The organism is Acidovorax sp. A79, assembly GCF_041154505.1.
In the GTDB taxonomy this organism is placed as follows: Bacteria; Pseudomonadota; Gammaproteobacteria; order Burkholderiales; family Burkholderiaceae_C; genus Acidovorax.
The window spans coordinates 3796888-3820716 of record NZ_AP028672.1 but is presented as its reverse complement, the minus strand read 5'-3'; the positions used below and the strand labels follow the sequence as shown (position 1 = coordinate 3820716).

27 protein-coding genes are annotated in these 23829 nt (G+C 70.0%); 18 read left to right on the top strand and 9 right to left on the bottom strand.

Annotation, left to right across the window (positions count from 1 at the left end):
- The first annotated feature begins 32 nt into the window (after nt 1-32).
- The 6 genes from ACAM51_RS17490 to ACAM51_RS17465 all read left to right on the top strand — a co-directional run bounded on the left by ACAM51_RS17490 (nt 33) and on the right by ACAM51_RS17465 (nt 6184).
- On the top strand, nt 33-1700 hold the full coding sequence (locus tag ACAM51_RS17490; RefSeq protein ID WP_218340528.1) for a sugar ABC transporter ATP-binding protein: 1668 nt from the start codon (nt 33-35) through the stop codon (nt 1698-1700).
- Nucleotides 1697-2689, top strand: a complete 993-nt coding sequence (locus ACAM51_RS17485; protein WP_369641333.1) for an ABC transporter permease — start codon at nt 1697-1699, stop codon at nt 2687-2689. Before ACAM51_RS17490 ends, ACAM51_RS17485 begins: the two co-directional genes overlap by 4 nt.
- Before the next feature lie 56 nt (nt 2690-2745).
- Entirely contained in the window at nt 2746-3771 is a 1026-nt protein-coding gene (locus ACAM51_RS17480; RefSeq protein ID WP_369641332.1) for a LacI family DNA-binding transcriptional regulator, read from the top strand.
- Nucleotides 3768-4718, top strand: coding sequence for a ribokinase (rbsK, locus tag ACAM51_RS17475; RefSeq protein WP_369641331.1), 951 nt, complete (start codon nt 3768-3770; stop codon nt 4716-4718). The genes ACAM51_RS17480 and rbsK overlap by 4 nt, the downstream gene beginning before the upstream one ends.
- Nucleotides 4715-5104 carry a D-ribose pyranase gene (rbsD, locus tag ACAM51_RS17470; protein ID WP_218293147.1) on the top strand — a complete coding sequence of 130 codons (390 nt, stop codon included), beginning with the start codon at nt 4715-4717 and terminating at the stop codon, nt 5102-5104. The genes rbsK and rbsD overlap by 4 nt, the downstream gene beginning before the upstream one ends.
- A 147-nt stretch (nt 5105-5251) precedes the next feature.
- Nucleotides 5252-6184, top strand: a complete 933-nt coding sequence (locus tag ACAM51_RS17465) for an MBL fold metallo-hydrolase (RefSeq protein WP_369641330.1) — start codon at nt 5252-5254, stop codon at nt 6182-6184.
- 107 nt (nt 6185-6291) lie between these two features.
- Here the strand turns inward: ACAM51_RS17465 and ACAM51_RS17460 are convergent, their stop codons facing one another.
- Together ACAM51_RS17460 and ACAM51_RS17455 are read right to left on the bottom strand one after the other, a co-directional pair.
- Nucleotides 6292-6891: a DUF4124 domain-containing protein gene (locus ACAM51_RS17460; RefSeq protein WP_218293144.1), complete on the bottom strand. Its 600-nt coding sequence runs from the start codon at nt 6889-6891 to the stop codon at nt 6292-6294.
- A gap of 111 nt (nt 6892-7002) precedes the next feature.
- Nucleotides 7003-8988: a transglycosylase SLT domain-containing protein gene (locus ACAM51_RS17455; RefSeq protein ID WP_369641329.1), complete on the bottom strand. Its 1986-nt coding sequence runs from the start codon at nt 8986-8988 to the stop codon at nt 7003-7005.
- A gap of 14 nt (nt 8989-9002) precedes the next feature.
- Between ACAM51_RS17455 and ACAM51_RS17450 the strand changes: the two genes are divergently transcribed.
- From ACAM51_RS17450 to ACAM51_RS17440, 3 genes are all read left to right on the top strand, one after another.
- Complete coding sequence (locus ACAM51_RS17450; protein WP_218293142.1) at nt 9003-9575, top strand: 5-formyltetrahydrofolate cyclo-ligase; 573 nt, start codon at nt 9003-9005, stop codon at nt 9573-9575.
- Nucleotides 9576-9713: 138 nt separating this feature from the next.
- Nucleotides 9714-10406 (top strand): glutathione S-transferase family protein, encoded by a 693-nt coding sequence (locus tag ACAM51_RS17445; RefSeq protein ID WP_369641328.1) that lies wholly within the window; start codon nt 9714-9716, stop codon nt 10404-10406.
- 8 nt (nt 10407-10414) lie between these two features.
- On the top strand, nt 10415-10723 hold the full coding sequence (locus ACAM51_RS17440) for an NIPSNAP family protein (protein WP_218293140.1): 309 nt from the start codon (nt 10415-10417) through the stop codon (nt 10721-10723).
- Between the two features lie 24 nt (nt 10724-10747).
- Here the strand turns inward: ACAM51_RS17440 and ACAM51_RS17435 are convergent, their stop codons facing one another.
- The gene (locus ACAM51_RS17435) at nt 10748-11203 is read right to left on the bottom strand and encodes a hypothetical protein (RefSeq protein ID WP_218293139.1); all 456 of its coding nucleotides are present in this window, start codon (nt 11201-11203) and stop codon (nt 10748-10750) included.
- 45 nt (nt 11204-11248) lie between these two features.
- On the opposite strand from ACAM51_RS17435, the gene ACAM51_RS17430 reads away from it, so the two are divergent.
- A complete protein-coding gene (locus ACAM51_RS17430; RefSeq protein ID WP_369641327.1) occupies nt 11249-12502 on the top strand; it encodes a multifunctional CCA addition/repair protein in 1254 nt (417 codons plus the stop codon).
- Between the two features lie 134 nt (nt 12503-12636).
- Nucleotides 12637-13095 carry a GNAT family N-acetyltransferase gene (locus ACAM51_RS17425; protein WP_218293137.1) on the top strand — a complete coding sequence of 153 codons (459 nt, stop codon included), beginning with the start codon at nt 12637-12639 and terminating at the stop codon, nt 13093-13095.
- A 35-nt stretch (nt 13096-13130) separates the two neighbouring features.
- Here ACAM51_RS17425 and ACAM51_RS17420 read toward each other — a convergent pair whose 3' ends face one another.
- Entirely contained in the window at nt 13131-13772 is a 642-nt protein-coding gene (locus tag ACAM51_RS17420; protein ID WP_369641326.1) for an NrsF family protein, read from the bottom strand.
- Nucleotides 13759-14403 carry a sigma-70 family RNA polymerase sigma factor gene (locus ACAM51_RS17415; protein ID WP_218340541.1) on the bottom strand — a complete coding sequence of 215 codons (645 nt, stop codon included), beginning with the start codon at nt 14401-14403 and terminating at the stop codon, nt 13759-13761. Before ACAM51_RS17415 ends, ACAM51_RS17420 begins: the two co-directional genes overlap by 14 nt.
- 207 nt (nt 14404-14610) lie before the next feature.
- Here ACAM51_RS17415 and ACAM51_RS17410 point away from each other — a divergent pair, with 207 nt between their 5' ends.
- From ACAM51_RS17410 to ACAM51_RS17395, 4 genes are read left to right on the top strand one after another with little or no spacing between them, the layout of a single operon-like run.
- Entirely contained in the window at nt 14611-14898 is a 288-nt protein-coding gene (locus ACAM51_RS17410; RefSeq protein WP_218293134.1) for a DUF2282 domain-containing protein, read from the top strand.
- 4 nt (nt 14899-14902) lie between these two features.
- On the top strand, nt 14903-15748 hold the full coding sequence (locus ACAM51_RS17405) for a DUF692 domain-containing protein (RefSeq protein WP_218293133.1): 846 nt from the start codon (nt 14903-14905) through the stop codon (nt 15746-15748).
- On the top strand, nt 15739-16506 hold the full coding sequence (locus ACAM51_RS17400) for a DNA-binding domain-containing protein (protein WP_369641325.1): 768 nt from the start codon (nt 15739-15741) through the stop codon (nt 16504-16506). Before ACAM51_RS17405 ends, ACAM51_RS17400 begins: the two co-directional genes overlap by 10 nt.
- A 9-nt stretch (nt 16507-16515) precedes the next feature.
- Nucleotides 16516-16989, top strand: a complete 474-nt coding sequence (locus ACAM51_RS17395) for a DoxX family protein (protein WP_369641324.1) — start codon at nt 16516-16518, stop codon at nt 16987-16989.
- A gap of 14 nt (nt 16990-17003) precedes the next feature.
- Here ACAM51_RS17395 and trxC read toward each other — a convergent pair whose 3' ends face one another.
- Nucleotides 17004-17441: a thioredoxin TrxC gene (gene trxC, locus ACAM51_RS17390; RefSeq protein ID WP_218293130.1), complete on the bottom strand. Its 438-nt coding sequence runs from the start codon at nt 17439-17441 to the stop codon at nt 17004-17006.
- Between the two features lie 206 nt (nt 17442-17647).
- Here trxC and otsB point away from each other — a divergent pair, with 206 nt between their 5' ends.
- Genes otsB through otsA form a run of 3 tightly spaced genes read left to right on the top strand, consistent with a single transcriptional unit; the run spans nt 17648 to nt 21615 of the window.
- Nucleotides 17648-18385 carry a trehalose-phosphatase gene (gene otsB, locus ACAM51_RS17385; RefSeq protein ID WP_369641323.1) on the top strand — a complete coding sequence of 246 codons (738 nt, stop codon included), beginning with the start codon at nt 17648-17650 and terminating at the stop codon, nt 18383-18385.
- The gene (locus ACAM51_RS17380) at nt 18382-20187 is read left to right on the top strand and encodes a glycoside hydrolase family 15 protein (protein ID WP_218340545.1); all 1806 of its coding nucleotides are present in this window, start codon (nt 18382-18384) and stop codon (nt 20185-20187) included. The genes otsB and ACAM51_RS17380 overlap by 4 nt, the downstream gene beginning before the upstream one ends.
- A gap of 48 nt (nt 20188-20235) precedes the next feature.
- Nucleotides 20236-21615, top strand: a complete 1380-nt coding sequence (gene otsA, locus ACAM51_RS17375) for an alpha,alpha-trehalose-phosphate synthase (UDP-forming) (protein ID WP_218293127.1) — start codon at nt 20236-20238, stop codon at nt 21613-21615.
- Nucleotides 21616-21666: 51 nt separating this feature from the next.
- Here otsA and ACAM51_RS17370 read toward each other — a convergent pair whose 3' ends face one another.
- The 3 genes from ACAM51_RS17370 to ACAM51_RS17360 form a co-directional block, all read right to left on the bottom strand.
- Entirely contained in the window at nt 21667-21861 is a 195-nt protein-coding gene (locus tag ACAM51_RS17370; protein WP_056164478.1) for a DUF2905 domain-containing protein, read from the bottom strand.
- A gap of 105 nt (nt 21862-21966) precedes the next feature.
- Complete coding sequence (locus ACAM51_RS17365) at nt 21967-22842, bottom strand: ABC transporter permease (RefSeq protein WP_369641322.1); 876 nt, start codon at nt 22840-22842, stop codon at nt 21967-21969.
- Nucleotides 22839-23762, bottom strand: coding sequence for an ABC transporter ATP-binding protein (locus tag ACAM51_RS17360; RefSeq protein WP_369643841.1), 924 nt, complete (start codon nt 23760-23762; stop codon nt 22839-22841). Before ACAM51_RS17360 ends, ACAM51_RS17365 begins: the two co-directional genes overlap by 4 nt.
- Between the last annotated feature and the right edge of the window lie 67 nt (nt 23763-23829).

Sequence of the window (23829 nt, the reverse complement as noted above, 5' to 3'; positions counted from 1 at the left end):
CCCCGACCCCAGCCGCACCCGCTTCGCCCGCCATGCCCCGCACGACCGCCGCCCCCGCCCTGGCCACTCCCCTGCTCACGATCGACGCCGTGGGCAAGGACTACACGGCCACGGTGCTGGACGGCGTGACGCTGGCGCTGAACGCGGGCGAGGTGCTGGCGCTGACGGGCGAGAACGGCGCGGGCAAGAGCACGCTCTCCAAGATCATCTGCGGGCTGGAGTCGCCCACGCGGGGCGGCATGCGCCTGGCGGGGCAGACCTACACCCCCGGCTCCCGCCGCGACGCCGAACGCCAGGGCGTGCGCATGGTGATGCAGGAGCTGGGCCTGGTGCCCACGCTCACCGTGGCCGAGAATCTGCTGATGGGCCGCCTGCCGCACCGCCTGGGCTGGCTGCGGCGCGATGCGCTGCACACGGCCGCGCGCGCGCAGCTGGACAAGATTGGCCTGCGCGGCATCGACCCCGCCACGCCGGTGTCGCAGCTGGGCATCGGCCAGCAGCAGATGGTGGAGATCGCGCGCAACCTGCAGGACGACACGCGCATCCTGGTGCTCGACGAGCCCACGGCCATGCTCACGCCGCGCGAGACCAACTACCTGTTCGAGCAGATCGCGCACCTCACCGCGCGCGGCGTGGCCATCATCTACGTGTCGCACCGGCTCGAAGAGCTGCGGCGCATCGCCGACCGCGTGGCCGTGCTGCGCGACGGCCGCCTGGTGGACGCGCGCCCCATGGCCGGAATGAGCGAGGACGACTTGGTGCAGCGCATGGTGGGCCGGTCGGTGAGCGACCTGGAGCACCGCCCGCGCCGCCCCGCCGGCCCGGTGGTGATGGGCGCCCGGGGCCTGGGCCGGGGCACCGCCGTGCAGGACGTGAGCCTGGAACTGCGCGCGGGCGAGATCTTGGGCATTGCCGGGCTGGTCGGCTCCGGCCGCACCGAGCTGGTCCGGTTGCTGTTTGGCGCCGACCGGGCAGACCGGGGCAGCATCACGCTGCACCCGGAATTTGAGCAAAAACAGCCCCCAGCGCTTGATGGACAAGCGCAAGCAGCTACACAAAACATAGCAAACCAGGGGGCCAAGGCGCCCCTCGCCACACCACGCACCATTGCGCGTGGCTTCGCATCCCCCCTGCAGGCCATCGCCGCCGGCGTGGGCCTGGTCACCGAAGACCGCAAATCGCAGGGCCTGCTGCTGGCGCAGCCCATCCGCATCAACGCCACGCTGTCCGACCTGTCGGCCGTCTCGCGCGGCGGCTGGCTGCTGCGCGGGCTCGAAAGCCGGCTGGTGCAGGGCTTTGTGCGCACGCTGGGCATCCGCTGCCGCAGCCCCGAGCAACCCGTGGGGCAGCTGTCGGGCGGCAACCAGCAAAAGGTGGTGTTCGCCCGCTGGCTGCACCGCCAGGGCCGCGTGCTGCTGCTCGACGAACCCACGCGCGGCGTGGACGTGGGCGCGCGCGCCGAGCTGTATGGCGAACTCGACCGCATGGCCTCGGAAGGCCGCGCGCTGCTCATGGTGTCGTCCGACCTGCGCGAACTCATGGCCATGGCCGACCGCATCGGCGTGATGAGCGCGGGCCGCCTGGTGGCCGTGTTCGAGCGCGGCGAGTGGTCCGAGCAATCGCTGCTGGCGGCCGCGTTTTCCGAGCCCGGCGGCCGTACCGGCACCACCCCTTCCACCCCCTCTCCTGTCACCGCATGAACGCCCCCGCACACTCTGCCGCCCCCGCGGCGGCACCTTCCGCCTCCTCCGTCTGGCGCAGCCAGCTGGGCACCTACCTGGGCCTGCTGGCCGTGCTGGCGGGCATGGTGGCGCTGTTCTCGTCGCTGTCCGACTACTTCTGGAGCGCCGAGACCTTCATCACCATCGCCAACGAGATCCCGGCCCTGGCCGTGATGGCGGTGGGCATGACCTTCGTGCTCATCATCGCGGGCATCGACCTGTCGGTGGGCTCGGTGATGGCGCTGGCCGCCGCCACCTCGGCCGCCGCCATCCTGCAATGGGGCTGGACGGTGCCCGCCGCCGCAGCCCTGGCGCTGGCCACCGGCCTGGTGTGCGGCACCATCACGGGCGCCATCTCGGTGGCCTGGCGGCTGCCCTCGTTCATCGTGTCGCTGGGCATGCTCGAAGCCGTGCGCGGCAGCGCGTACGTGGTCACCGACTCGCGCACGCAGTACGTCGGCGATGCGATCTCGTGGCTGTCGGCGCCGTTTTTCGGCGGCATCTCGTTCGCCTTTCTGCTGGCGGTGCTGCTGGTGGTGGTGGCGCAGCTGGTACTGTCGCGCACCGTGTTCGGCCGCTGCGTGGTGGGCATCGGCACCAACGAGGAAGCCATGCGCCTGGCGGGCGTGGACCCGCGCCCCATCCGCATCATCGTGTTTGCCATGACCGGCCTGCTCGCGGGGCTGGCGGGGCTGATGCAGTCGGCCCGGCTCGAAGCCGCCGACCCCAACGCCGGCACCGGCATGGAACTGCAGGTGATCGCCGCCGTGGTGATTGGCGGCACCAGCCTCATGGGCGGGCGCGGTTCGGTGGTGAACACCGCGTTTGGCGTGCTCATCATCGCGGTGCTGGAGGCGGGCCTGGCCCAGGTGGGCGCGAGCGAGCCCAGCAAGCGCATCATCACGGGGTTCGTGATCGTGGCGGCCGTCATCGTGGACACGCTGCGCCAGCGCCGCGCCGCCGCCTGACACCCCTCCCTCCTTGCCCACCGACTTCCTCTCCTCCCAATTTTTTTCTTCTTCCCATGGCCACTATCAAGGACGTTGCGCGCCACGCCGACGTGTCGGTCACCACGGTGTCGCACGTGGTCAACGGCACGCGCCGCGTGAGCCCCGAGGGGCGCGAGCGCGTCGAAAAAGCCATCCGCGCGCTGGGCTACGTGCCCAGCGCCATCGCGCGCAGCCTCAAGAGCAACAACACGCGCACGCTGGGCATGCTGATCCCCAACAGCTCCAACCCCTACTTCGCCGAGATCGTGCACAGCGTGGAAGACCGCTGCTTCGGCGCGGGCTACAACCTAATCCTGTGCAACACCAACGACGAGGCGCACCGCCAGGGCACCTACCTGCAGGTGCTGGCCGAGCGGCGCATCGACGGACTCATCGTCGTCTCCACCGGGCATGACGCCACGCTGCCCACACAGCTGGCGGGCCTGTCCATCCCCACCGTGCTGGTGGACCGCGAGATCGAGATCGCCGAGCAGCCCTGCGACCTCGTCGAGACCGCGCACATGCAAGGCGGGCAGCTCGCCACGCAGCACCTGCTGGACCTGGGGCACCGCCGCATCGCCTGCATCAGCGGGCCCGAGGGCCTGGTGCCGAGCGAGCAGCGCATCGCGGGCTGGCGCGCCGCCCTGTCCGCGGCTGCGGATGCCCGCGGCGAGGCGCTCATGCTGTGCAACGGCCACTTCACCAGCCAGGGCGGCTACGACGCCATGCACGCCCTGCTGCGCGCGGACACGCCGCCCACCGCCGTCTTCGTCTGCAACGACCTCATGGCCATGGGCGCGCTGTGCGCCGCGCATGAACGGGGCCTGCGCGTGCCCGAGGCGCTGTCCATCGTGGGCTTCGACGACATCGAGCTGGCCGCCTTCACCAGCCCGCCGCTGACCACCGTGGCCCAGCCCAAGCAGCGCATCGGCGCGCTGGCGGTGGACATGCTGCTCGAACGCATCGACGGCAAGCGCCAGGACGCGCGCAAGGTGATGCTGCAGCCCGAGCTGCGCGTGCGCGCCTCCACCGCGCCGCCCGCCCTGGAGACCCGCGCATGAGCGCCTCCGCCGCGCGCGTGCCGCGCATCGCCGTGGTCGGCAGCCTGAACATGGACCTGGTGCTGCAGGTGCAACACGCCCCCGGCCCCGGCGAGACCGTGCTGGCCGACGCCCTGCACCTGGTGCCCGGCGGCAAGGGCGGCAACCAGGCCGTGGCCTGCGCCCGCCAGGGCGCCCGGGTGGCCTTGTTTGGCCGCGTGGGCGACGATGGCTACGGCCACACGCTGCGCGCGGGGCTTGACGCCGACGGCATCGACCACGGCGGCGTGCAAACCGACACAGAAACCACCACCGGCGTGGCCGCCATCACCGTGGAGGCCAGCGGGCAAAACCGCATCGTGGTCGTGCCGGGCGCCAATGGCCGCTTTGTGCTGGATGCCGCCGCGCTGGGCACCGCACTGCAAGGCGCAGGCGGCCTGGTGCTGCAGTTTGAAACGCCCCTGCCCCAGGTGCTGGCCGCCGCCGAGATGGCGCATGCCGCTGGTTACCCTGTGGTGCTCAACCCCTCGCCCATCCAGCCCCTGCCCGAAGCCCTGTGGCCGCTGGTGCACACGCTGGTGGTGAACGAATTGGAAGCCACGGCGCTGGCAGGCCAGAACGTGACCACGCCCGTGGAAGCAGCCAAGGCCGCGCAAGCCCTGCGCGCCAAGGGCCCGGCCCAGGTGGTGGTGACGCTGGGCGCGGCAGGCGCCGTGGCCGCCGACGCTGCCGGCAGCCGCCACCACCCCGGCAGGGTGGTGCGGGCCGTGGACACCACGGCGGCGGGCGACACCTTCCTGGGCGCGCTGGCCGTGGCGCTTGCGCGCGGCGAGCCCCTGGATGCCGGCGTGCGCGACGGCATCCGCGCCGCCGCGCTGTGCGTGACGCAGCCGGGCGCCCAGCCCTCCATCCCCACCCGCGCCGCCGTGGCGCACAGCCCCCTGCCTCCCGACTGGATCGCCCTGTGAAACGCACCACCCTGCTGCACGCCGAACTCTCCCACGCCATCGCCAGCCTGGGCCACGGCGACATGCTGGTGATCGGCGACGTGGGCCTGCCCATCCCGCCCGGCCCCCGCCGCATCGACCTGGCACTCACCCCGGGCATCCCGGCCGTGGCCGACGTGCTGCGCGTGGTGCTGTCGGAGATGCAGGTGGAAAAGGCCGTGATCGCCACCGAGGCCGTGGAGCGCGGCGCAGGCCATCTGCCCGGCTGGTGCCAGCTCCCGGTGGAGCCGCAGGCCGTGCCCCACGACGACTTCAAGCGCCTGACCCAGCAGGCCCGCGTGATGGTGCGCACGGGGGAGTGCACGCCGTATGCCAACGTGATCCTGGTGGCGGGTGTGACGTTCTGATACAGCCTGGGCCTGCGGGGCCACCAGGCGGAGAAGCTGTTTGCGGGTTTTGGAGGGCTTCGGGCGGCCCCCACCTGCGGTACGCTGGGCAGCAGCCCACGGCGCGGCACGCATGCCCGCCACCGACGCCATCGAATTCCCGCCCCCATGCCCACCACCGCGCCCCACGACCTCCTGCCCCCCGAAATCACCGTCCTCGAACGCGGCTGGCTGTCGGCCAACAACATTCTCTTCATCGGCCACCACGACACCGCGCTGGTGGACACGGGCTACTGCAGCCATGCCGAGCAGACCGTCGCCCTGGTGCGTGACGCGCTGGCCGGCCGCCCGCTGGACCGCGTGCTCAACACCCACCTGCACAGCGACCACTGCGGCGGCAACGCCGCGCTGCAAAAGGCCTGGCCGGGCGTGCTCACGGCCATCCCGCCCGGCCAGGCGGACCATGTGCGCCAATGGGACGCCTATGCGCTGAGCTACACCCCCACGGGCCAGGAATGCCCGCCCTTTCGGGCCGACACGCTGCTCACGCCCGGCTCCTGCGTGCTGCTGGGCGACAAGCCCTGGCAGGTGCATGCCGCCCCGGGGCACGACCCGCATTCGGTGGTGCTGTTCGAGCCCCAGGGCCGCGTGCTGATCTCGGCCGATGCGCTCTGGGAAAGCGGCTTTGGCGTGGTGTTTCCCGAGCTGGAAGGCGACGATGCCTTTGCCGAGGTGGGCGCCACGCTGGACGTGATCGAGAAACTCTCGCCCCAGGTGGTGATCCCCGGCCACGGGCCGGTGTTTGCCGATGCGCCCCGCGCCATCGACGGCGCGCGCCGGCGCCTGGACGGCTTCGTGCGCAACCCGGCCAAGCACGCGCTCTACGCCGCGAAGGTGCTGCTCAAGTACAAGCTGCTGGAGTGGCAGCAGATCAGCATGGCCGACCTCACGGCCTGGGCCGAGGCCACGCCCTATTTCGGGATGCTGCGCGAGCGCCACTTCGCGGAGCAGACGCAGGCCGAATGGCTGCGCAGCCTGGCCGATGACCTGGTGCGCTCCGGCGCCGCGCTGCGCCAGGGCGAGGTGCTGCACAACGTGTAAGCCGCGCGGGGGCGGCTGCAGGCGGCCGCGCCACCGCACGCGGCCCGGCGGCACCCGGCCAGCGCGGGCACCCCCTGCGGGAAGGCGCGCGGCGCCTCACGGCAGGCTCAATGCTTGTACTGCTTGTCGCACCCCATCACGTGGTTGTAGCTGCTGGACATGCACTGGTAGAACGACTTCTTGTTGCCCGACGCACCCTGGCAGTCCGACACGCTGTACTTGCCCTTCGCCTCGCGGATCTTGGGCGCCGTCTTGTCGAAGTCGGCCTGGGCCATGTAGCCATCGCGCACATTCTTCTGCCCCACTTCCAGCATGGAGTCGGCCTGGTCGTGGATGTTGCCCACGGCGGCCTGGCAGTTCAGCGGCACCTGCTTGCTGTCGACCGTGCCCAGGGCCTTCGTGGCCCCCTCGGCAAACTCCTGCACGTCCTTGGGAATCTTCTTGGTGCCGTCCGCGTTGTACTGGACGCTGCCGGGCTTGCCGCCCCCTTTGCCGCTCGCACCGGCGCCACCGGTTCCGTTGGTGCCCTGCAGCTTCAGCGGCTCGGCATCCTGCTTGGACGGCGGCGGCTGGGAGCCATAGTGGGTCTTGCCCTCGGCATCCACCCATTTGTAGACCGGCTGCGCCTGGGCACCGGCGCCCAGGACCATGGCCATCGCCGCCACCGCCATGGCGGCACGGGCCGCCATCTTTTTGGCATCTCTCATCTCGCTTCCCTCCGTAGTTTTTGATTCCAATGGGCTCCACCGCTTTTCACCAAAGCGCCGGCAGCTCATGTTTTTATAGCAATCCCATGCGGCAGCCACCCCCTCCCCGTGTCAGGGAAGGTCCTTGTTCACCTCGGGCGCGGACGCATCGCGCGGGCCGATGGTGCCCAGGCGGCTCTTGAGCGACTGGGGCTGGCCCGTGAGCATGGCGGCGTAGTTGGTGGTGTTGGACAGCACCTTCTTCACATAGTCGCGCGTTTCGGCAAAGGGCACGTTTTCGGCCCAGATGGCGGCGTCCAGCACCGGGCCGTTGCGCCAGCTGCGCGGGCGCCCCGGGCCGGCGTTGTAGGCGGCCGCCGCCATGGGCATGGAGCCCGCGAAATCGTCCAGCGCGAGCTTGAGGTAGGCCGTGCCGATGGTGATGTTGGTGTCGCGGTCGTTGATCTGGTCGGGCGTGAAGTTGGCGAGGCCGATCTTCTTGGCCGTCCAGCGCGCGGTGGCGGGCATCACCTGCATCAGGCCCGAGGCGCCCACGTGGGAGCGCGCATCCATGATGAAGCGGCTTTCCTGGCGGATCAGGCCGTAGACGTAGGCCGGGTCCAGCCCGATGCCGGTGGCGCGCTCCACCACGGCGCTGCGAAACGGCGTGGGAAAGCGCTGCGTGGTATCCACGACGGCCTTGGTGCGCTCGCTGGTGTTGATGCAGCGGTCCCACACCTCGCGCTGGCACGCGAAGTCGGCGGCGGCCAGCAGCTCGCGGTCGGCCATGCCGCCGCTCTGGTGCAGGTTGGTGGTGTAGTTCCACTCGCGCACGCCCTCGCTGCGCAGGCCGAGCAGGATGGCGTACAGCGCGCGGTTCAGGCCCGGGTTGGCGCGGGCTGCCGCCTTTTCTTCCGGCGTGAGCGGCGCGGGCGCGGGCGGCACGGTGATACGCTGGCCCAGTTCTTCCAGCGCCAGCTGCTCGTAGAAACCGCGCGTGCTGGCAATACCTTCTAGCAGCTGGCGCGCCTCGGCGCGCTCCGCGTCGGTCACGCGGCCCGCCAGGAGCGAGCGCGCCTTCCAGTACACCCAGGTGCTTTCCTGGCGCGCCTCGGGGCCCATGGCGTCCACGGCCTTGCCCACTGTCTTCCACTGGCCGGCGCGCAGCGCGGCCCGCACCTTCCAGCCCAGCAGGTCGTCGTTCAGGTCGCTGTCGCGCGTCACGTTGGCGAAGTAGCCGTGGGCGTTGCTGGCCAGCTTCTGCGCGGCGGTCTTGCCGATCACGGCCCAGGCCCAGTTGCGCTCCTCGGACGAAAGGTGCACGCCCCACTTGCTGTCGAGCTGGTGGGCAGCGCCTTCCGGGTCGGTGGTGGCCAGCTTCAGGAGCGCGAGCAGCACCAGTTCCTGCCTGGCCTTGCCGGCGGCCGTGGCGCGCGAGAGCAGGTATTTGGCGGGCGCGTCGAGCACCTCCTTGACCTGCGGCAGCGATTCGGGCGAGACGATCTCGACCGCCGTGCGCACGACGCGGGGGCGGTTGGCCTCCACGCCCAGGCGGGCCTTGCGCCAGATGTCCAGGGCCGACAGCTTCTTGTAGCCATGCAGCTCCCGCGCGGCGTGGGTGCAGCCGTCGTCGCCATCGCGCTGGGCGTACCAGTTGCTGCGCACGTCCTCGGCCACCGTGGGGCTGGCCGTGCCCTTGATCTGGTCGATCAGCAGTGCGTAGCAGCGCACCTCGCGGTCGTCCGACATGCGGTAGCCGGGATGCTGCTCGGCGAACTGGCCCCAGTCGCGCCGCTGGCCCAGCAGCAGCAGCCAGTCGTTGCGCAGGCGGTCTTCCTGGTAGCTGCCCGCGTAGCGCTGCAGGAAGGACTGGATCTCCGATGGCGACGCCTCGCCCAGGCGCAGCTTGAGCTCCCAATAGGCCGCCCAGGGCTCCAGCGCATGGCCGCGTGCGGCGGGCAGGAGCTGCTCGAGTTTCTTGCGGTCTCCCTTGCGGAAGGCCTGCTGCATTTCGAGCAGGGTATCGTCACCACGGTTTTGCGCCATGACAAGGGGCGCGGTGGCGGCCAGCAGGCTGGCCGCGACAAGGGGTGTCAGAATCGCTCTGAGAAATTGCATGGGGGAATTATCTGATGGACAAAGCAGCCCTTCGGCGCGCGTTGATAGAAGAACGCCTCAACCTGCCCGACCGCCTACAGCGGGCCGACCTGTTACAGCAGGTGATGCGCATCTGGCTGGTCAACCGGCCCGACACCGTGATCGGCGCCTACTGGCCCATCAAGGGCGAATTCGACCCCCTGCCCGCCCTGCACCGCTGGAAGGAAGACGGCGAGCTGCTCGATGAACCCCAGCTGCGCCGCATCGGCCTGCCGGTGGTGAACAAGCTGCACAAGACCCTCACCTTCCACGCCTGGTACCCCGGATGCCCCATGGAGGAAGACGCCTACGGCATCCCCAAGCCCAAGGACACCGAGGTCATCGTGCCCACCCTGCTCTTCGTGCCCTGCGTGGGCTACGCGCCGGGCGGCTACCGGCTGGGCTATGGCGGCGGCTTCTACGACCGCACCCTGGCCACGCTGCAGCCCAAGCCGTTCACCGTGGGCCTGGGCTTCACCCATGGCTACCTGGACGACTTCGAGCCCGAAGCGTTCGACCTGCCGCTCGATGCCATCCTGAACGACAACGGCGTGGTCTGGCCGGTCTGAGCCGCCAACAGGGCCGGCACGGCCCGTGATGCGTGCCGCGCATCATTGGGGCCGTGTTTTCACATCGCTGGCGCGCGCCACTGCCGCTAGCATGGCGGGCTGGCTTTCTTTTCTCTGATTTCCATCGGCAGGTGCCTCATGCTCAAGCTCTATATCGGCAACAAGAACTACTCGTCCTGGTCCATGCGCCCCTGGGTGCTGCTCAAGCAGGCGGGCATCGTGTTCGAGGAAGTGCGCGTGCGCTTTGACAGCTTCGACGCCAATTCAGAATTCAAGCGCGCGATTGGCGCCGTGAACCCCACGGGCAAGGTGCCCGTGCTGGTCGACGGCGACCTGGTGGTGTGGGACACCCTGGCGATTGCCGAATACGTGGCCGAAACCCACCCCGCCCAAAAGCTCTGGCCCGCCGATGCCAAGGCCCGTGCACGCGCCCGCAGCATCTGCGCCGAGATGCACAGCGGCTTCACCGCCCTGCGCAGCCACTGCCCCATGAACATCGAGGCGAACCTGGCCGACACCGGCGCCTTGATATGGCGCGACCAGGCCGGCGTGCGCGCCGATGTGCAGCGCCTGGTGGACATGTGGAGCGCGCTGCTGCAGGAACACGGCGGCCCCATGCTGTTCGGCCAATTCACCGTGGCCGACGCCTACTTCGCCCCCGTGTGCATGCGCCTGCACACCTACGCCCTGCCCGTGCCACCCCACATCGCCGACTACGTGCAGCGCGTGCGCGCCCTGCCCGGCGTGAAGGACTGGATCGACGAGGCCCTGGCCGAGAAGGACTTCCTGGACTTCGAAGAACCCTATCGCCTGCGCCACACGCAAGGCTGAGCAGCGCCATGGCCGTCACCATCTACCTGCGCTACGTGCTCAACACCAGCAAGCTCAAAGAGTTCGAGCACTACGGAAAACTGTGGATCCCGCTGGTCGAGAAGTTCGGCGGTAAACACCACGGTTATTTCATGCCCAGCGAGGGCGCGAACAACATCGCGCTGGCGCTGTTCACGTTCGAGAGCCTGGCGGCGTACGAGGTGTACCGCCAGCAGTCGATGCAGGACGCGGACTGCCAGGCGGCGTTCCGCTACGCCGAGGAAACGGGCTGCATCGTGAGCTACGAGCGGAGTTTTTTCAGGCCGGTGTTCAGCTGAACGGGCGCGGGCAGCCCGCCCCCGCTACCGGAACTGCTTGCGCAAAAACGGCTTGTGCCGCGCGATGTGCGCCAACTGCGCCGGGGCGACGGTGCCGCCCAGGTCCTCCTCTTGCGCGTTGAGCACCTGGTTGGCATAGGCCAGCGCACGCGCCACCACCTCTTCGTCGCTCACGCCCTGCTGCGCGGCCAGGTCCAGCGCCACGCGCTTCATGGCGCGCTGCGACAGCATCCACATCGCGCCAAAGGCATCCCACGCGGCCATCGCTTCCTTGAACTTGTCGCGGTCGGCCAGGATTTCGTTCAGCGGCTTGGCCAGGATCTCCTGCAGGTCGTCCACCTTGGCTTTCAGGGCTTCGAGCTGCGCCTCGCGCTGCAGGGCCTCGGCGGCCGCGTTGGCGGCCGCGTCGGGCGCCGTGGGCACGGGCACGCTGCCGTCGGGGTTGAGCTGGGCAATTGTGAGGTCGGACGATAGGGGCATGGTGGGCTGGAATATACGGCCGGGGGCCCGGCCTAAACTACACCGATGCAAATCTACATGGTGGGCGGCGCCGTCCGCGACAAGCTGCTGGGCCGGCCCGTGAACGACCACGACTGGGTGGTGGTGGGCGCCACGCCCGAGCAGATGCTGAAGCTGGGCTATCTGCCCGTGGGGCGCGACTTCCCCGTGTTCCTGCACCCCGAGACGCGCGAGGAATACGCGCTGGCCCGTACCGAACGCAAGAGCGGGCGGGGCTACCGGGGTTTTGTGGTGCAAAGCTCGCCCGACGTGACACTGGAAGAAGACCTGTCGCGCCGCGACCTTACTATCAATGCGATAGCTAGCAGCGCCGATGGGACAAGCGCCACAGGCCTATTTGATCCCTATCTGGGAGCCAGAGACATCGCGGCGCGGGTGCTGCGCCACGTGACGGATGCCTTTCGCGAAGACCCGGTGCGCATCCTGCGCGTGGCGCGGTTTGCGGCGCGGTTCACCGACTTCACGGTGGCGCCCGAGACGATGCAGCTGATGCGCGAGATGGTGCAGCATGGCGAGGCGGACCACCTGGTGGCCGAGCGCGTGTGGCAGGAGCTGGCGCGCGGGCTGATGGAAGAAAAGCCGTCGCGCATGTTCGAGGTGCTGCGCGAGTGCGGCGCGCTGCAGGTGCTGCTGCCCGAAGTGGCGCGCCTGTGGGGCGTGCCCCAGCGGGCGGAGTACCACCCCGAGGTGGACACGGGCGTGCACCTGATGATGGTGCTGGACATGGCCGCCCGCCTGCAATCCCCGTTGACGGTGCGCTTTGCCTGCCTGGCGCACGACCTGGGCAAGGGCACTACGCCCGCCGACGTGCTGCCGCGCCACATCGGGCACGAGGAGCGCAGCGCCGCGCTGCTCAAGGACGTGGCCGAGCGTCTGCGCGTGCCCGTGGACTGCCGCGAGACGGCCGAGGTAGTGGCCCGCGAGCACGGCCACATCCACCGCAGCAACGAGCTGTCGGCCGCCGCCCTGGTGCGGTTGCTGGAGCGCTGCGACGCCATTCGCAAGCCTGCGCGCTTTGCCGACATCCTGCTGGCCTGCGAATGCGATGCGCGCGGGCGCCTGGGGTTCGAGGAATCGGCCTACCCGCAACGCCCCCGGCTCCTGGCCGTGCTGGGTGCCGTGCAGTCGGTGGCCACGCGCGACATTGCCGCGCAGGCGGCGGCCAAGGGCCTGAGCGGCCCGCAGGTGGGCACGCTGATCCACCAGGCGCGGGTGGCGGCGGTGGCGCGGTGGCAACACACCCGCAGCGAGGCTGACTGACCCCGCGCAAAGCGCCGCCACAGCACGGGCAGAACCCTGCCTACAATCCGCGTCCGCTCGCACCCCCTCCGGGGTGCGCCTCTTGCCAGCCCCGGGGGCGCATTTTCGCGCCCCGCGGCCCTCTCCACGCCTCCATGACCACTGTGCACATCCGCCTGGCCACCCCGGCCGATACCGACACCATCGCCCCGCTGTTTGATGCCTACCGGCAGTTCTACGAGCAGGCGCCGGACCTCGCCGGAGCACGGGCATTCATTGCGGAGCGGCTGGAGCGCGCAGAGTCGGTGATCCTGCTGGCGCAGGACGCGTCCCGGGCGGCAGTGGGCTTTTGCCAGCTGTACCCCACGTTCTGCTCGGTGGAGGCGGCGCCCATCTACACGCTGTACGACCTGTTCGTGGCCCCCACGGCGCGCAAGGCGGGCGCCGGGCGCAGCCTGCTGGTGGCCGCCGAGGCCACGGCCCGCGCCCACGGCAAGGTGCGCATGGACCTGACCACGGCGCACACCAACACCGCCGCGCAGGCGCTGTATGAATCGCTGGGGTGGACGCTGGACACGGTCTTTCGCGCCTACAACAGGCGGGTGGCGGCCTGAGCGGCGGCCCGCCGCCGGGCCTGCGCCGATAGCGGCTACCAGCGCAGCAGGCGCGGCCCCAGCACGGCCCCCAGCGCCGTCGGGATGGCCATGCCCGCCAGGTACCAGACCGCCAGGAACGGCGCGGCCATCTCGGGGCAATGCAGGGCATACACCAGCGCGCCCAGCGCGCCCGCGAGCAGGCCGGCACCCGCGCCCGTCCAGGCCAGGCGCGTGGGTGCGGCACCCCTGAGGGCCCAGAAGCCCGCGGCCAGCGCAGGCACCGACAGCGCGGCGATATTGAACGGACAGGTGCGCCAGGTGCTGCCCAGGATGAGCGGCACCCGCTCCGCCGCCGTCACCTGCGACAGGGCCAGCAGGGCCAGGGCCCACAGCAGCAGCGGCGGCACCGCCAGCAGCAGCGCCGCAGGCCGCACCGCCATGCCCGGCCGGGCCATGCGGCGCAGCAGCGCCAGCCCGGCGGCGGCCAGTGCAGCGGCAAACACCAGCTTGCCCCAGAACATGGGCTGCGCCAGGGTCGCCGGCAGGTCGGGGCGCAGGCCGAACAGGGCCAGCATCAGCACCCCGGCACCGGCAATGCCCACGGCGGCGGCCACGGCAAACCGTTGCTCTATCGCGGTGGCCCGCACCGGTCCGCCATCAGCGGCCAGCAGGTGGATCAATTCATCGGTTTTCATGCCATTCCTCCTGGGACTTGCGCAAATCAGGACGCGCCAACGACCCGTCGGCCGTGGCGGGCGATTTGCGCAAGCCCTGTTTTGCGTGAGTCATATCCCTGATCCTGGCGGCCAGGGCCTTGAGCCCCCGGTGCACGCCGACCTTGACGGCCGACTCCGACAGCCCCGTGAGGCGCGCCGTCTCGACCACCGACAGACCTTCCAGCTTCACGTACTCGATCGGCAGGCGCTGCTTGTCCGGCAAGGTGCGCAGCAGCTGCCCCAGGTCGCGCCGGGCTTCGGCGGCCTCGCTGTCGCTGCTGGCAAACAGCTCGCTGGCATCGTCCAGCGGGTCGTTGCGCCCTTCCTTCACGGCGTGCGAACGCAGCCAGTCGATGAGCTTGTAGCGCGCAATCGCATGCGCCCAGGCCGTCACCGGCATCTCGGGCCGGTAGGTGTGGCGCTGGTTGTGCACCGCCAGCAGTGTTTCCTGCACCAGGTCCTCCACCTCATCGGGCCGCTGCGCCAGGCGGCGGCGCAGGAAGGCGCGCAGGTGCGCGCTCAGCTCCTTCAGAAAGCGCTGGTAAGCGGCTGCATCGGCATCCAGCCCCTGCAGCAGCAAACCGCGCAGGCGCTCTTCCACAATCTCCATGGCGTCTCCCTGCAGGCAATTCGTATGCCGGGGCCAACGGGTTACAGGCACCGCAAAAAATTTTCTTGCACTGCCACCGCATTTTTTTGCGCAGCACCGTAACCGGCCCGCCGCACTGCGCGAATTACAACGCAGATCGGGCAGCTGGAATCCACCTTCGTGCAGCGCCCCGGTCGGATGCAACCCTCAACCCTTGGAGATCCCACCATGACCACACGCACCCTCAGCCTCGGCGCCCTGGCCCTTGCCGCCCTGGCCTCTGGCGCCGCCATCGCCCAGACCGCCCCGATGGACGGCGCCAAGCCCGCCATGGAGAAGTGCTACGGCGTCTCGATGGCCGGAAAGAACGATTGCGCCGCCGGCCCCGGCACCACCTGCGCCGGCACCTCGAAGATGGACTACCAGGGCAACGCCTGGAAGTTCGTGCCCGCGGGCACCTGCGCATCGATCAAGACGCCCAAGGGCATGGGTTCGCTGACACCCGCCAAGGCCTGAGGCCATGGCGCTTCCCACCGCTGGCCTGGGCCTCAAGCCCCTGCACTACGACGAGGCGCTGCGGTGCACCGCCCCCGGCCTGTGGTGGGAGGTGCACCCCGAGAACTACCTGGCCGACGGCGGCCCGCGCCTGGCCTGGCTGGAAGCCATCCGCGCGCGCCACCCCGTGGCGCTGCATGGCGTGTCCCTGTCGCTCGCTGCCGATGAACCGCCCGACACAGCGCACCTGGCCCGCCTGGCCGCACTGGCGCGGCGCGTGGAACCCGTCCTGGTGTCCGAACACCTGGCGTGGTCCCGCTGGCGCGGGCAGTACCTGCCCGACCTGCTGCCGTTTCCCCGCACGCACGCGGCGCTGCACCGCATCGCTGGCAACATCGCCCGCACGCAGGACGTGCTGCAGCGGCCCATCGCCATCGAGAATCCCACGCACTACCTGCACATCGACGGCCACGACTGGGCCGAAACCGAATTCCTGGCCGAGCTGGTGCGCCGCACCGGCTGCGGCCTGCTGCTGGACGTGAACAACGTCCATGTCAGCGCGAGCAACCTGGGCTTTTGCGCGCAGGCGTACCTGGAGGCGTTCCCTCTGCACGCCGTGGCCGAGATCCACCTGGCGGGCCACCACGCCGACCCGGTGCATGGCAACGCCTTGCTCATCGACAGCCACGACGCCCCGGTGGCCCCCGCCGTGTGGGCGCTGTACCAACGCGTGATCGAGCGCACAGGTCCCATCCCCACCCTCATCGAGCGCGATGGCAACCTGCCCGGCTTCAGTGAACTGCTGGGCGAGCGCGACCAGGCCCACCACGCACTCATGGCCGCGCACGCCGGGGAGGCCGCATGCAGCTGACCGAATTTCAGGACGGTTTCTCGGCCGCCCTGCTCGGCACCGGCCGTGCCCCGGCCACCGCGTGGTCAGCGGCACTGGAGGCCCAGCCCGGCTTTGCCGTGTACCGCAACACCGTGCTCAAGGGCTGCATCGACGCCCTGCAGGCCAGCTACCCCACGGTGTGCCAGCTGGTGGGCGAAGACTGGTTCCGCGCGGCAGCGGGGGTGTATGCCCGCGCGCGGCCGCCCCGTGACGGGCTGCTGATGGACTACGGCGCGGGGTTTGGCGGTTTTCTGGCCGGGTTCGAACCGGCCGCCGGGCTGCCCTACCTGCCCGCAGTGGCGCGCCTGGACCGCTGCTGGACCGAATGCCACCTGGCGGCGGATGCCACCGCCGTGGACCGTGGCTGGTGGGCCCGGCAAGCGCCCGGTGCGCTGCCCGGCATGCGGCTGCGGCCGCACCCCGCAGCGCGCTGGCCCTGGTGCGACGAACACCCCGCCTACGCCCTGTGGCAAAGGCACCGCGATGGCCTGGACATCCCCACGCACCTGGCCTGGGTGGGTGATGGCGGCCTGCTCACCCGGCCCCGGGCCGAAGTGGCATGGCGCCCCCTATCGCGTGCGGGGATGGCCCTGCTGGACGCCTGTGCCGGGGGCCTGCCCCTGGAGGCTGCCGCCACCTGCGCACTGGCCACCGACCCCGCCACCGATCTTGCCGCGCTGATGGGCGCCCTGCTGGACGCGGGCGCCCTGGTCCAGCCCCCTTCACAGACAGGCTGAGGAGCCCCCATGGCAACAACCACCCACTTCCCCACCGCCCCCGCCAAGGGCCCCCGCGTGCTGCTGGCACGGCTGGCCGATGCCGCCGCCCGCCTCACCCCGCACGGCCTGCTGGCCCTGGTCAACCGGGTGGCGGTGGCGGGCATCTTCTGGCGGTCGGCGCGCACCAAGGTCGAGGGCTGGTTCACCCTCTCCGACAGCGCCCATGCGCTCTTCCGCGAGGAGTACCGGCTGCCCCTGATCGCGCCGGAGCTGGCTGCGCAGATGGCCACCGTGGCCGAACATGTGTTCCCTGTCCTTCTGGTGTTGGGCCTGTGCACGCGCCTGTCCGCACTGGCCTTGCTCGGCATGACGCTGGTCATCCAGGTGTTTGTCTACCCCGATGCCTGGCCCACGCACCTGTCGTGGGCGGGGTTGCTGCTGTACCTGGCGGGGCGCGGCGCGGGCAAGGTGTCGCTCGACCGGGCGCTCGGAATTCGCTGACGCGTGGGCTTTTTTTAGCCCGCCGCCGTCCGCACCCAGCGCACGATGTCCGCCGCGCCGAGCGCCCCCGAGATGCGCGCCACCTCGCGCCCCTGCTGGAAGAGGATCATGGTCGGAATGCTGCGGATCGCATAGCGCGCCGCGATCGCCTGGTGCTCTTCGGTGTCGAGCTTGGCCAGGCGCACGCGCGGCTCCAGCTCGCGGGCGGCCTGCGCGAACGCCGGGGCCATTTGCCGGCATGGCCCGCACCACGGCGCCCAGAAATCGACCAGCACCGGGATGTGGCTTCGGCCCACATGGCGATCAAAAGTGTCGGCGTCGAGCGCAAGCGGCGCGCCCGCGAACAGGGGCTGGTGGCATTTGCCGCAGTCGGGCGCGCTGGCCAGGTCGGCGCCTTGCACGCGGTTGGTGGTGTGGCAGTGCGGGCAGACGATGTGCAGGGCGTCGGTCATGCGGTGGACGTGGTGGGTGGAGGGGTAAGGGGATCGCTTCCTTCTGCACAGTGCGGCCAAGGCGTGGCATTTCAAGCCGCGGCCGGCAACTCTTCGCCCGGCGCAAACCCGCGCACGGCCAGTGGCAGGAAGTTACGCACGATTACCACGGCCAAAGCCCCCTTCCACGGGAGGCGGTTTAGCGCCATCTGCTAAGGTCCTGCCCCATGCAGCTGCTCCCGTTACTGACAACTGCCCATGCGCTTTTTCTCGATTTCGACGGCACGCTGACCGAGTTGGCACCGCGCCCCGAGGCGGTGCGCGTAGCCTCCGGCCTGGTTCCCACACTGGCGTCCCTGCATGCCCATCTGGGGGGGGCGCTGGCCATCGTGACCGGGCGGCCCGAGTCCGACATCGATGGATTCCTCGCGCCGCTGCGCCTGCCGCTGGCCAGCGAGCACGGGGCGCAATACCGCCTGGGCGACACCTCCCACCCCGCCATCGAGCCGCCGGACCTGGCGCCCGTCCTGCAGGCCGCGCGGAACCTCGCGGCGCGGCACCCCGGCCTGCTGGTGGAGGCCAAGCGCGCCAGCGTGGCCCTGCACTACCGCCTGGCCCCCCCGCTGGAAGCGTTGTGCCACGACACCCTGGTGCGCGCGATGCAGCACGTGGACGGCGTGGAACTGCTGCGCGGCAAATGTGTCTTTGAAGTCAAGCCCCGTGGCGTCCACAAGGGCCAGGCCATCGTCGACTTCATGACCCAGCCGCCGTTCGCGGGCCGAACGCCGGTCTTCGTGGGCGACGACGTCACCGACGAGGCCGGCTTTGCCGCCGTGCAGGCGCTGGGGGGATGGGGCATCAAGGTCGGCGAGGGGCCGACCATGGCACAACACCGCTGCATGACATCCGCCGCGCTGCGCGGCTGGCTGTCTTCTGCACGCACCACCTGGGAGCGCGAACGATGAACACGCCAGCCACCGAACCCCAGCCCGGGTCCTTGAACCTGGGCATGATTGGCAACTGCGCCATCAGCGCGCTGATCGACGACCACGCCCGCATGGTGTGGTGCTGCCTGCCCCGGTTCGACGGCGACCCGGTCTTCAACGCCCTGCTGCAGCCCGGCGATGAGGGCAGCCACTTCGCCGTCGAACTGGAAGACCTGGCCTCGGCCCACCAGTGGTACGAGCCCAACACCGCGATCCTGCGCACGCAGCTGTTCGACAAGGCGGGCCACGGCATCGAGATCACCGACTTCGCCCCGCGCTTCTACAGCCGCTCGCGCTACTTCCGGCCCATGACGCTGGTACGCCGGGTGCGCCCCATCCAGGGCGCGCCGCGCATCCGCGTGGCGCTCAAGGTGCGCTACGACTGGGGGCAGACGGAACCCCGGATCACGCGCGGCAGCAACCACATCCGCTATGTGGGCGAGGGCATGACGCTGCGCCTGTCCACCGATGCGCCGGTCTCGCACGTGCTGTCGGGCCAGGCCTTCGTGCTCACGCGCGAACACAACTTCCTGCTGGGAGCCGACGAGACGCTGGTGGAGGGCATCGCCGACACCGCCCGCCTGTTCGAGCAGGAAACCACCTCGTACTGGCGCAACTGGACCCGCGCCCTGGCCGTGCCGCTGGAGTGGCAGGACGCGGTGATCCGCGCGGCCATCACGCTCAAGCTCTCGCTGTACGAGGACACCGGCGCCATCGTGGCCGCCATGACCACCAGCATCCCCGAATCCGCCCACAGCGGGCGCAACTGGGACTACCGCTTCTGCTGGCTGCGCGACGCGTTCTTCGTGGTGCGCGCGCTCAACAGCATCTCCGAGGTCGGCACCATGGAGGACTACCTGCGCTGGCTCAGCAACGTGGTGGTGGAAGGCGGCGACGGCCACATCCAGCCGCTGTACGGCATTGGCCTGGAGCACGACCTGCCCGAAAGCCTCGTGCCCCAGCTGGCGGGCTACCGGGGCATGGGCCCCGTGCGCGTGGGCAACCAGGCAGCCGAGCATTTCCAGCATGACGTGTACGGCAACATCGTGCTGGGCGCGGCCCAGGCCTTCCACGACCACCGCCTGCTGCACCGCGCGGGCCTGGCCGAATTCACGCGACTGGAACAGGTGGGCGAGAACGCGGTGCGCGTCTATGGCCAGCCCGATGCGGGCATGTGGGAGCTGCGCACGCGCGCCCGGGTGCACACCTCGTCCGCGCTGATGAGCTGGGCGGCCTGCGACCGGCTGGCCAAGATCGCCGCCACCCTGCAACTGGCAGACCGCGCCAGCCACTGGCAGCAGCATGCGGACCGCATGCGCGCCGAGATCCTCGACAAATCCTGGTGCGAAGCGCGCCAGGCGTTCGCCGAGAGTTTTGGCGGCCATGAACTCGATGCCAGCGTGTTGCTGATGGCCGAGGTCGGCCTCATCGACCCCAGGGACCCGCGCTTCGTGAGCACGGTGGAGGCCATGGAAAAGAGCCTGTGCGACGGCCCGTACATGCGCCGTTATGAAGCGGCCGACGACTTCGGCAAGCCCGAGACGGCGTTCAACATCTGCACCTTCTGGCGCATCGACGCGCTCGCGCGCATCGGCCGCAAGGCCGAGGCCCGCGCCATCTTCGAGACCATGCTGGCCGCGCGCAACCCGCTGGGCCTGCTGTCCGAAGACACGCACCCCGAAACGCGCGAGATGTGGGGCAACTTCCCGCAGACCTATTCGATGGTGGGCGTGATCAACGCCGCCGTGCGCCTGTCCGCGCCCTGGGACAGCGTGATTTGAGGCCGTGTCCGACAGGCGGCGCCCCCCAACCCCGCCGATGATCGGGGGATGAGCCGCCTCGTCGTCGTATCCAACCGCATCGCAGACCCCCGCAAACCCGCAGCCGGAGGTCTGGCCGTGGCACTGGGCGACACTCTCAACCGTACGGGCGGCCTGTGGTTTGGCTGGAGCGGCAACATCGCGGAGGCGGGCACGCCCGGCGAAGGCGAGCTCCAGACCCGCCAGGCGGGCCCCGTGACGCTCGCCACCGTGGACCTGTGCCGCGAAGACCATGACACGTACTACCACGGCTACAGCAACAGCGTGCTCTGGCCGGTGTTCCACTACCGGCTGGACCTGGCGGACTTCAACACCCGCTACATCGCGGGGTACCGGCGCGTGAACCAGATGTTCGCGCGCAAGCTGCTGCCCCTGCTGCGCGACGACGACATCATCTGGGTGCACGACTACCACCTGATTCCGCTGGCCGCCGAGCTGCGTGCCATGGGCTGCAGGCAGCGCATCGGCTTCTTCCTGCACATCCCAATGCCGCCGCCGCTCATCATGGCGGCCATCCCGCAGCACGAATGGCTGATGCGCTCGCTGTTCGCCTACGACCTCGTGGGCCTGCAGAGCGAAGCCGACGTGTCGCACTTCACGCGCTACGTGCGCAATGAAGGCAGTGCCGAGGAGGTGGATGCCCAGCGCCTGCGCGCCTTTGGCGCCACGGTGCACGTCAAGGCCTTTCCCATCGGCATCGACGTGGACGAGTTCACGCGCCTCACGCAGGCCCCCGACGCGGTGGAAACCTACGAGAACATGCGCGACGAGTACTCGCGCCGGCGCCTGCTGCTGGGCATCGACCGGCTGGACTACTCCAAGGGCATACCGCACCGCGTGCGCGCCTACCGCGAGCTGCTCGACCGCTACCCCGAGAACCGCAACAGCGCCACCATGATCATGATCGCCTCGCCCTCGCGCGACGACGTGCATGCCTATGCCGACCTGCGCCAGGAGCTGGAGGGGCTGTGCGGCGCGGTGAACGGCGACTATGGCGAGCTGGACTGGATGCCGGTGCGCTACATCCACCGCATGGTGGCGCGCAAGCGGGTACCGGGCCTGTGCCGCGCCGCCGCCGTGGGCCTGGTCACGCCGCTGCGCGACGGCATGAACCTGGTGGCCAAGGAATACGTGGTGGCGCAAGACCCGGACGACCCGGGGGTGCTGGTGCTGTCCCGCTTCGCGGGGGCGGCCGAGCAACTCAAGGAAGCGCTGCTGGTGAACCCCTACGACACCCAGGGCATGGCCGACACCATCCAGCAGGCGCTGCAGATGCCGCTGGCCGAGCGCCAGGCTCGCCACCAAAAGCTCATGGCCCGCATCCGCGAACATGACGTGCACTGGTGGCGCAGGTCGTTCCTGCAGGCGCTCCAGGCGGCAGGCGACTGAAGCCGCCACGCGCGGCGGCACATTCTGCCCCGGTGCGCGTGCCGCAGGGGGTCAGAGCAACTTCGTGAGCAGGCTCACCACAAAGCTCAGGAGCAGCGTCGACGCCAAGGGCACGTCCCAGTCCCGGCCCAGCCAGCGAAAGCGCAGGTCGCCGGGCAGGCGGCCAAACCCCATGCGCCTGAGCAGGGGCGACAGCCAGCTCAGCAACATCAGAGCCAGGAAGATGACGAGAAGCCAGCGGATCATGCCCACAGTGTAGGGCTGCAGACCCGGTCGCCCCCCCACGGCGCAGGCATGCGGCGTGCCCTCACGGCATCCCGCGCCACGAGCGCCGGGCTGGCGCCGACCCCTTCAGCGCTGCACACCCCAGCGCCGCACCGTCAACCGTTCCAGCGTGTGGAAACCCAGGCTCTCCACCGCCAGGCCGATCAGGATCACCAGCACCAGTCCCGCGAACACCTTGTCGGTATAGAGCTCATTGCGGTTCTGAAAGATGTACCAGCCCAGGCCGCCCTTGCCCGACGAGGCGCCGAACACCAGCTCGGCCGCGATCAGCGTGCGCCAGGCAAAGGCCCAGCCGATCTTCAGGCCCGACAGGATGGACGGCAGCGCGGCCGGCACCAAGATCTGCAGCACATAGCGGATGCCGGTGAGGCCGTAGTTGCGGCCGGCCATGCGCAAGGTCTCGGGTACGGACTGGAAGCCCGCGTACGTGTTGAGCGCCAGCGGCCACAGCACCGAGTGGATGAGCACGAACACCAGGCTGCCCTGCCCCAGGCCGAACCACAGCAGCGCCAGCGGCAACAGCGCGATGGCTGGCAAGGGGTTGAACATGGAGGTCAGCGTGGACAGCAGGTCGCGCCCGAACTGGGTGGACACGGCCAGCGTGGTGAGCACGAAGGCCCCGAGGATGCCCGCGAGGTAGCCCTTGAGCAGCACCGACAGCGAGATCGCCGTCTTGGCGATCAGCTCGCCCGAGGCCAGGCCTTCGACCAGCGCCCTGGCGGTCTGCAGGAAGGTGGGCAGCAGCAGGTCGTTGTCCTGCCAGCGCGCCACCACCTCCCACAGCACGGCCAGCACCGCCAGGATCACGAGCTTGCGCACAAAGGCCTGCTGCCAGATGCGCGCGGCCAGGGGCAGGGGCAACACGGGCGCGATACCGCCCAGCGGCTCCAGGCTGCGCTCGAACTCGGGGCGCACGGGAGGGGTCAGCAGGGAGGCACTCATACGGAAATCTGGAAGGGCAGCGAACCCGCAGGCCGCTGTGGGGGAATGAGCGGCACGCCACCACGGCGGCCAGGTGCCAGAGCTTCGGCATCGGCCTGCACCGACCCCGGCACGGCCCCGGCATCGGGTTCGTCGAACAGCAGGCGGTGGATGCGCTGGGCCGTGGCCTGGAACTCGGTGCCGCCCAGGCTGTGCAGCCCGAACTGGTGGCTGTTGACCTCGGCGCGCAGCCGCCCCGGGTGCGGCGAGAGGATGGCGATGCGGTTGCCCACCACCAGCGCCTCTTCGATGGAGTGCGTGACGAAGATCAGCGTGAAGCGGAACTCGTCCCACAGCGAAAGCAGCTCCTCCTGCATGCGCCGGCGCGTGAGGGCGTCGAGCGCGGCAAAGGGCTCGTCCATCAGCAGCACCTGGGGCTGCATGGCCAGCGCGCGCGCAATGGCCACGCGCTGCTTCATGCCGCCCGAGAGCTGGTGCGGATGCACGTCGGCGAACTTGGACAGGCCCACCTTGTCGATGTACAGAGCCGCGCGTTCGGCCGCCTCCTTGCGGCCCACGCTGCGCGAGGCCAGCAGCGGGAACATCACGTTCTCGCGCACGGTCTTCCACGGGGGCAACTGGTCGAACTCCTGGAACACCACCACCCGGTCGGGCCCGGGCCGCGTGACGGCGCGGCCGTCCAGCAGGATCTGGCCCTCGCTGGGCGCGATGAAGCCGGCGATCGACTTGAGCAAGGTGGACTTGCCGCAGCCCGAGGCACCGAGCAGCACGAAGCGGTCGCCCGCATGCACATCGAAACCCACGCGGTGCGTGGCGCGCACCACGCGCTCGCGCGTGCGGTAGTCGATGCTCACGCCCTGCACCTGCAGCAAGGCGGCGTTGGGGCGGGTGGGCGCGGCGGAGGCACGGCCCTCGCCCATGGCCCAGCCCAGTGCCAGTGCCTGCGCCTCGTCCTCCAGCGCATTGCGTTCGCTCTGCAGCGGCGGC

Coding starts and splice junctions, on each gene's coding strand:
- ACAM51_RS17430 (WP_369641327.1), top strand. CDS start 11,249: ATGCAAATCTACATGGTGGGCGGCGCCGTCCGCGACAAGCTGCTGGGC.
- ACAM51_RS17420 (WP_369641326.1), bottom strand. CDS start 13,772: ATGAAAACCGATGAATTGATCCACCTGCTGGCCGCTGATGGCGGACCG.
- ACAM51_RS17490 (WP_218340528.1), top strand. CDS start 33: ATGCCCCGCACGACCGCCGCCCCCGCCCTGGCCACTCCCCTGCTCACG.
- trxC (WP_218293130.1), bottom strand. CDS start 17,441: ATGACCGACGCCCTGCACATCGTCTGCCCGCACTGCCACACCACCAAC.
- ACAM51_RS17450 (WP_218293142.1), top strand. CDS start 9,003: ATGGACAAAGCAGCCCTTCGGCGCGCGTTGATAGAAGAACGCCTCAAC.
- ACAM51_RS17380 (WP_218340545.1), top strand. CDS start 18,382: ATGAACACGCCAGCCACCGAACCCCAGCCCGGGTCCTTGAACCTGGGC.
- otsB (WP_369641323.1), top strand. CDS start 17,648: ATGCAGCTGCTCCCGTTACTGACAACTGCCCATGCGCTTTTTCTCGAT.
- ACAM51_RS17440 (WP_218293140.1), top strand. CDS start 10,415: ATGGCCGTCACCATCTACCTGCGCTACGTGCTCAACACCAGCAAGCTC.
- ACAM51_RS17410 (WP_218293134.1), top strand. CDS start 14,611: ATGACCACACGCACCCTCAGCCTCGGCGCCCTGGCCCTTGCCGCCCTG.
- rbsK (WP_369641331.1), top strand. CDS start 3,768: ATGAGCGCCTCCGCCGCGCGCGTGCCGCGCATCGCCGTGGTCGGCAGC.
- ACAM51_RS17400 (WP_369641325.1), top strand. CDS start 15,739: ATGCAGCTGACCGAATTTCAGGACGGTTTCTCGGCCGCCCTGCTCGGC.
- ACAM51_RS17485 (WP_369641333.1), top strand. CDS start 1,697: ATGAACGCCCCCGCACACTCTGCCGCCCCCGCGGCGGCACCTTCCGCC.
- ACAM51_RS17425 (WP_218293137.1), top strand. CDS start 12,637: ATGACCACTGTGCACATCCGCCTGGCCACCCCGGCCGATACCGACACC.
- ACAM51_RS17415 (WP_218340541.1), bottom strand. CDS start 14,403: ATGGAGATTGTGGAAGAGCGCCTGCGCGGTTTGCTGCTGCAGGGGCTG.
- ACAM51_RS17480 (WP_369641332.1), top strand. CDS start 2,746: ATGGCCACTATCAAGGACGTTGCGCGCCACGCCGACGTGTCGGTCACC.
- ACAM51_RS17435 (WP_218293139.1), bottom strand. CDS start 11,203: ATGCCCCTATCGTCCGACCTCACAATTGCCCAGCTCAACCCCGACGGC.
- ACAM51_RS17370 (WP_056164478.1), bottom strand. CDS start 21,861: ATGATCCGCTGGCTTCTCGTCATCTTCCTGGCTCTGATGTTGCTGAGC.
- ACAM51_RS17405 (WP_218293133.1), top strand. CDS start 14,903: ATGGCGCTTCCCACCGCTGGCCTGGGCCTCAAGCCCCTGCACTACGAC.
- ACAM51_RS17360 (WP_369643841.1), bottom strand. CDS start 23,762: ATGGGCGAGGGCCGTGCCTCCGCCGCGCCCACCCGCCCCAACGCCGCC.
- ACAM51_RS17465 (WP_369641330.1), top strand. CDS start 5,252: ATGCCCACCACCGCGCCCCACGACCTCCTGCCCCCCGAAATCACCGTC.
- ACAM51_RS17460 (WP_218293144.1), bottom strand. CDS start 6,891: ATGAGAGATGCCAAAAAGATGGCGGCCCGTGCCGCCATGGCGGTGGCG.
- otsA (WP_218293127.1), top strand. CDS start 20,236: ATGAGCCGCCTCGTCGTCGTATCCAACCGCATCGCAGACCCCCGCAAA.
- ACAM51_RS17455 (WP_369641329.1), bottom strand. CDS start 8,988: ATGCAATTTCTCAGAGCGATTCTGACACCCCTTGTCGCGGCCAGCCTG.
- ACAM51_RS17395 (WP_369641324.1), top strand. CDS start 16,516: ATGGCAACAACCACCCACTTCCCCACCGCCCCCGCCAAGGGCCCCCGC.
- ACAM51_RS17365 (WP_369641322.1), bottom strand. CDS start 22,842: ATGAGTGCCTCCCTGCTGACCCCTCCCGTGCGCCCCGAGTTCGAGCGC.
- ACAM51_RS17445 (WP_369641328.1), top strand. CDS start 9,714: ATGCTCAAGCTCTATATCGGCAACAAGAACTACTCGTCCTGGTCCATG.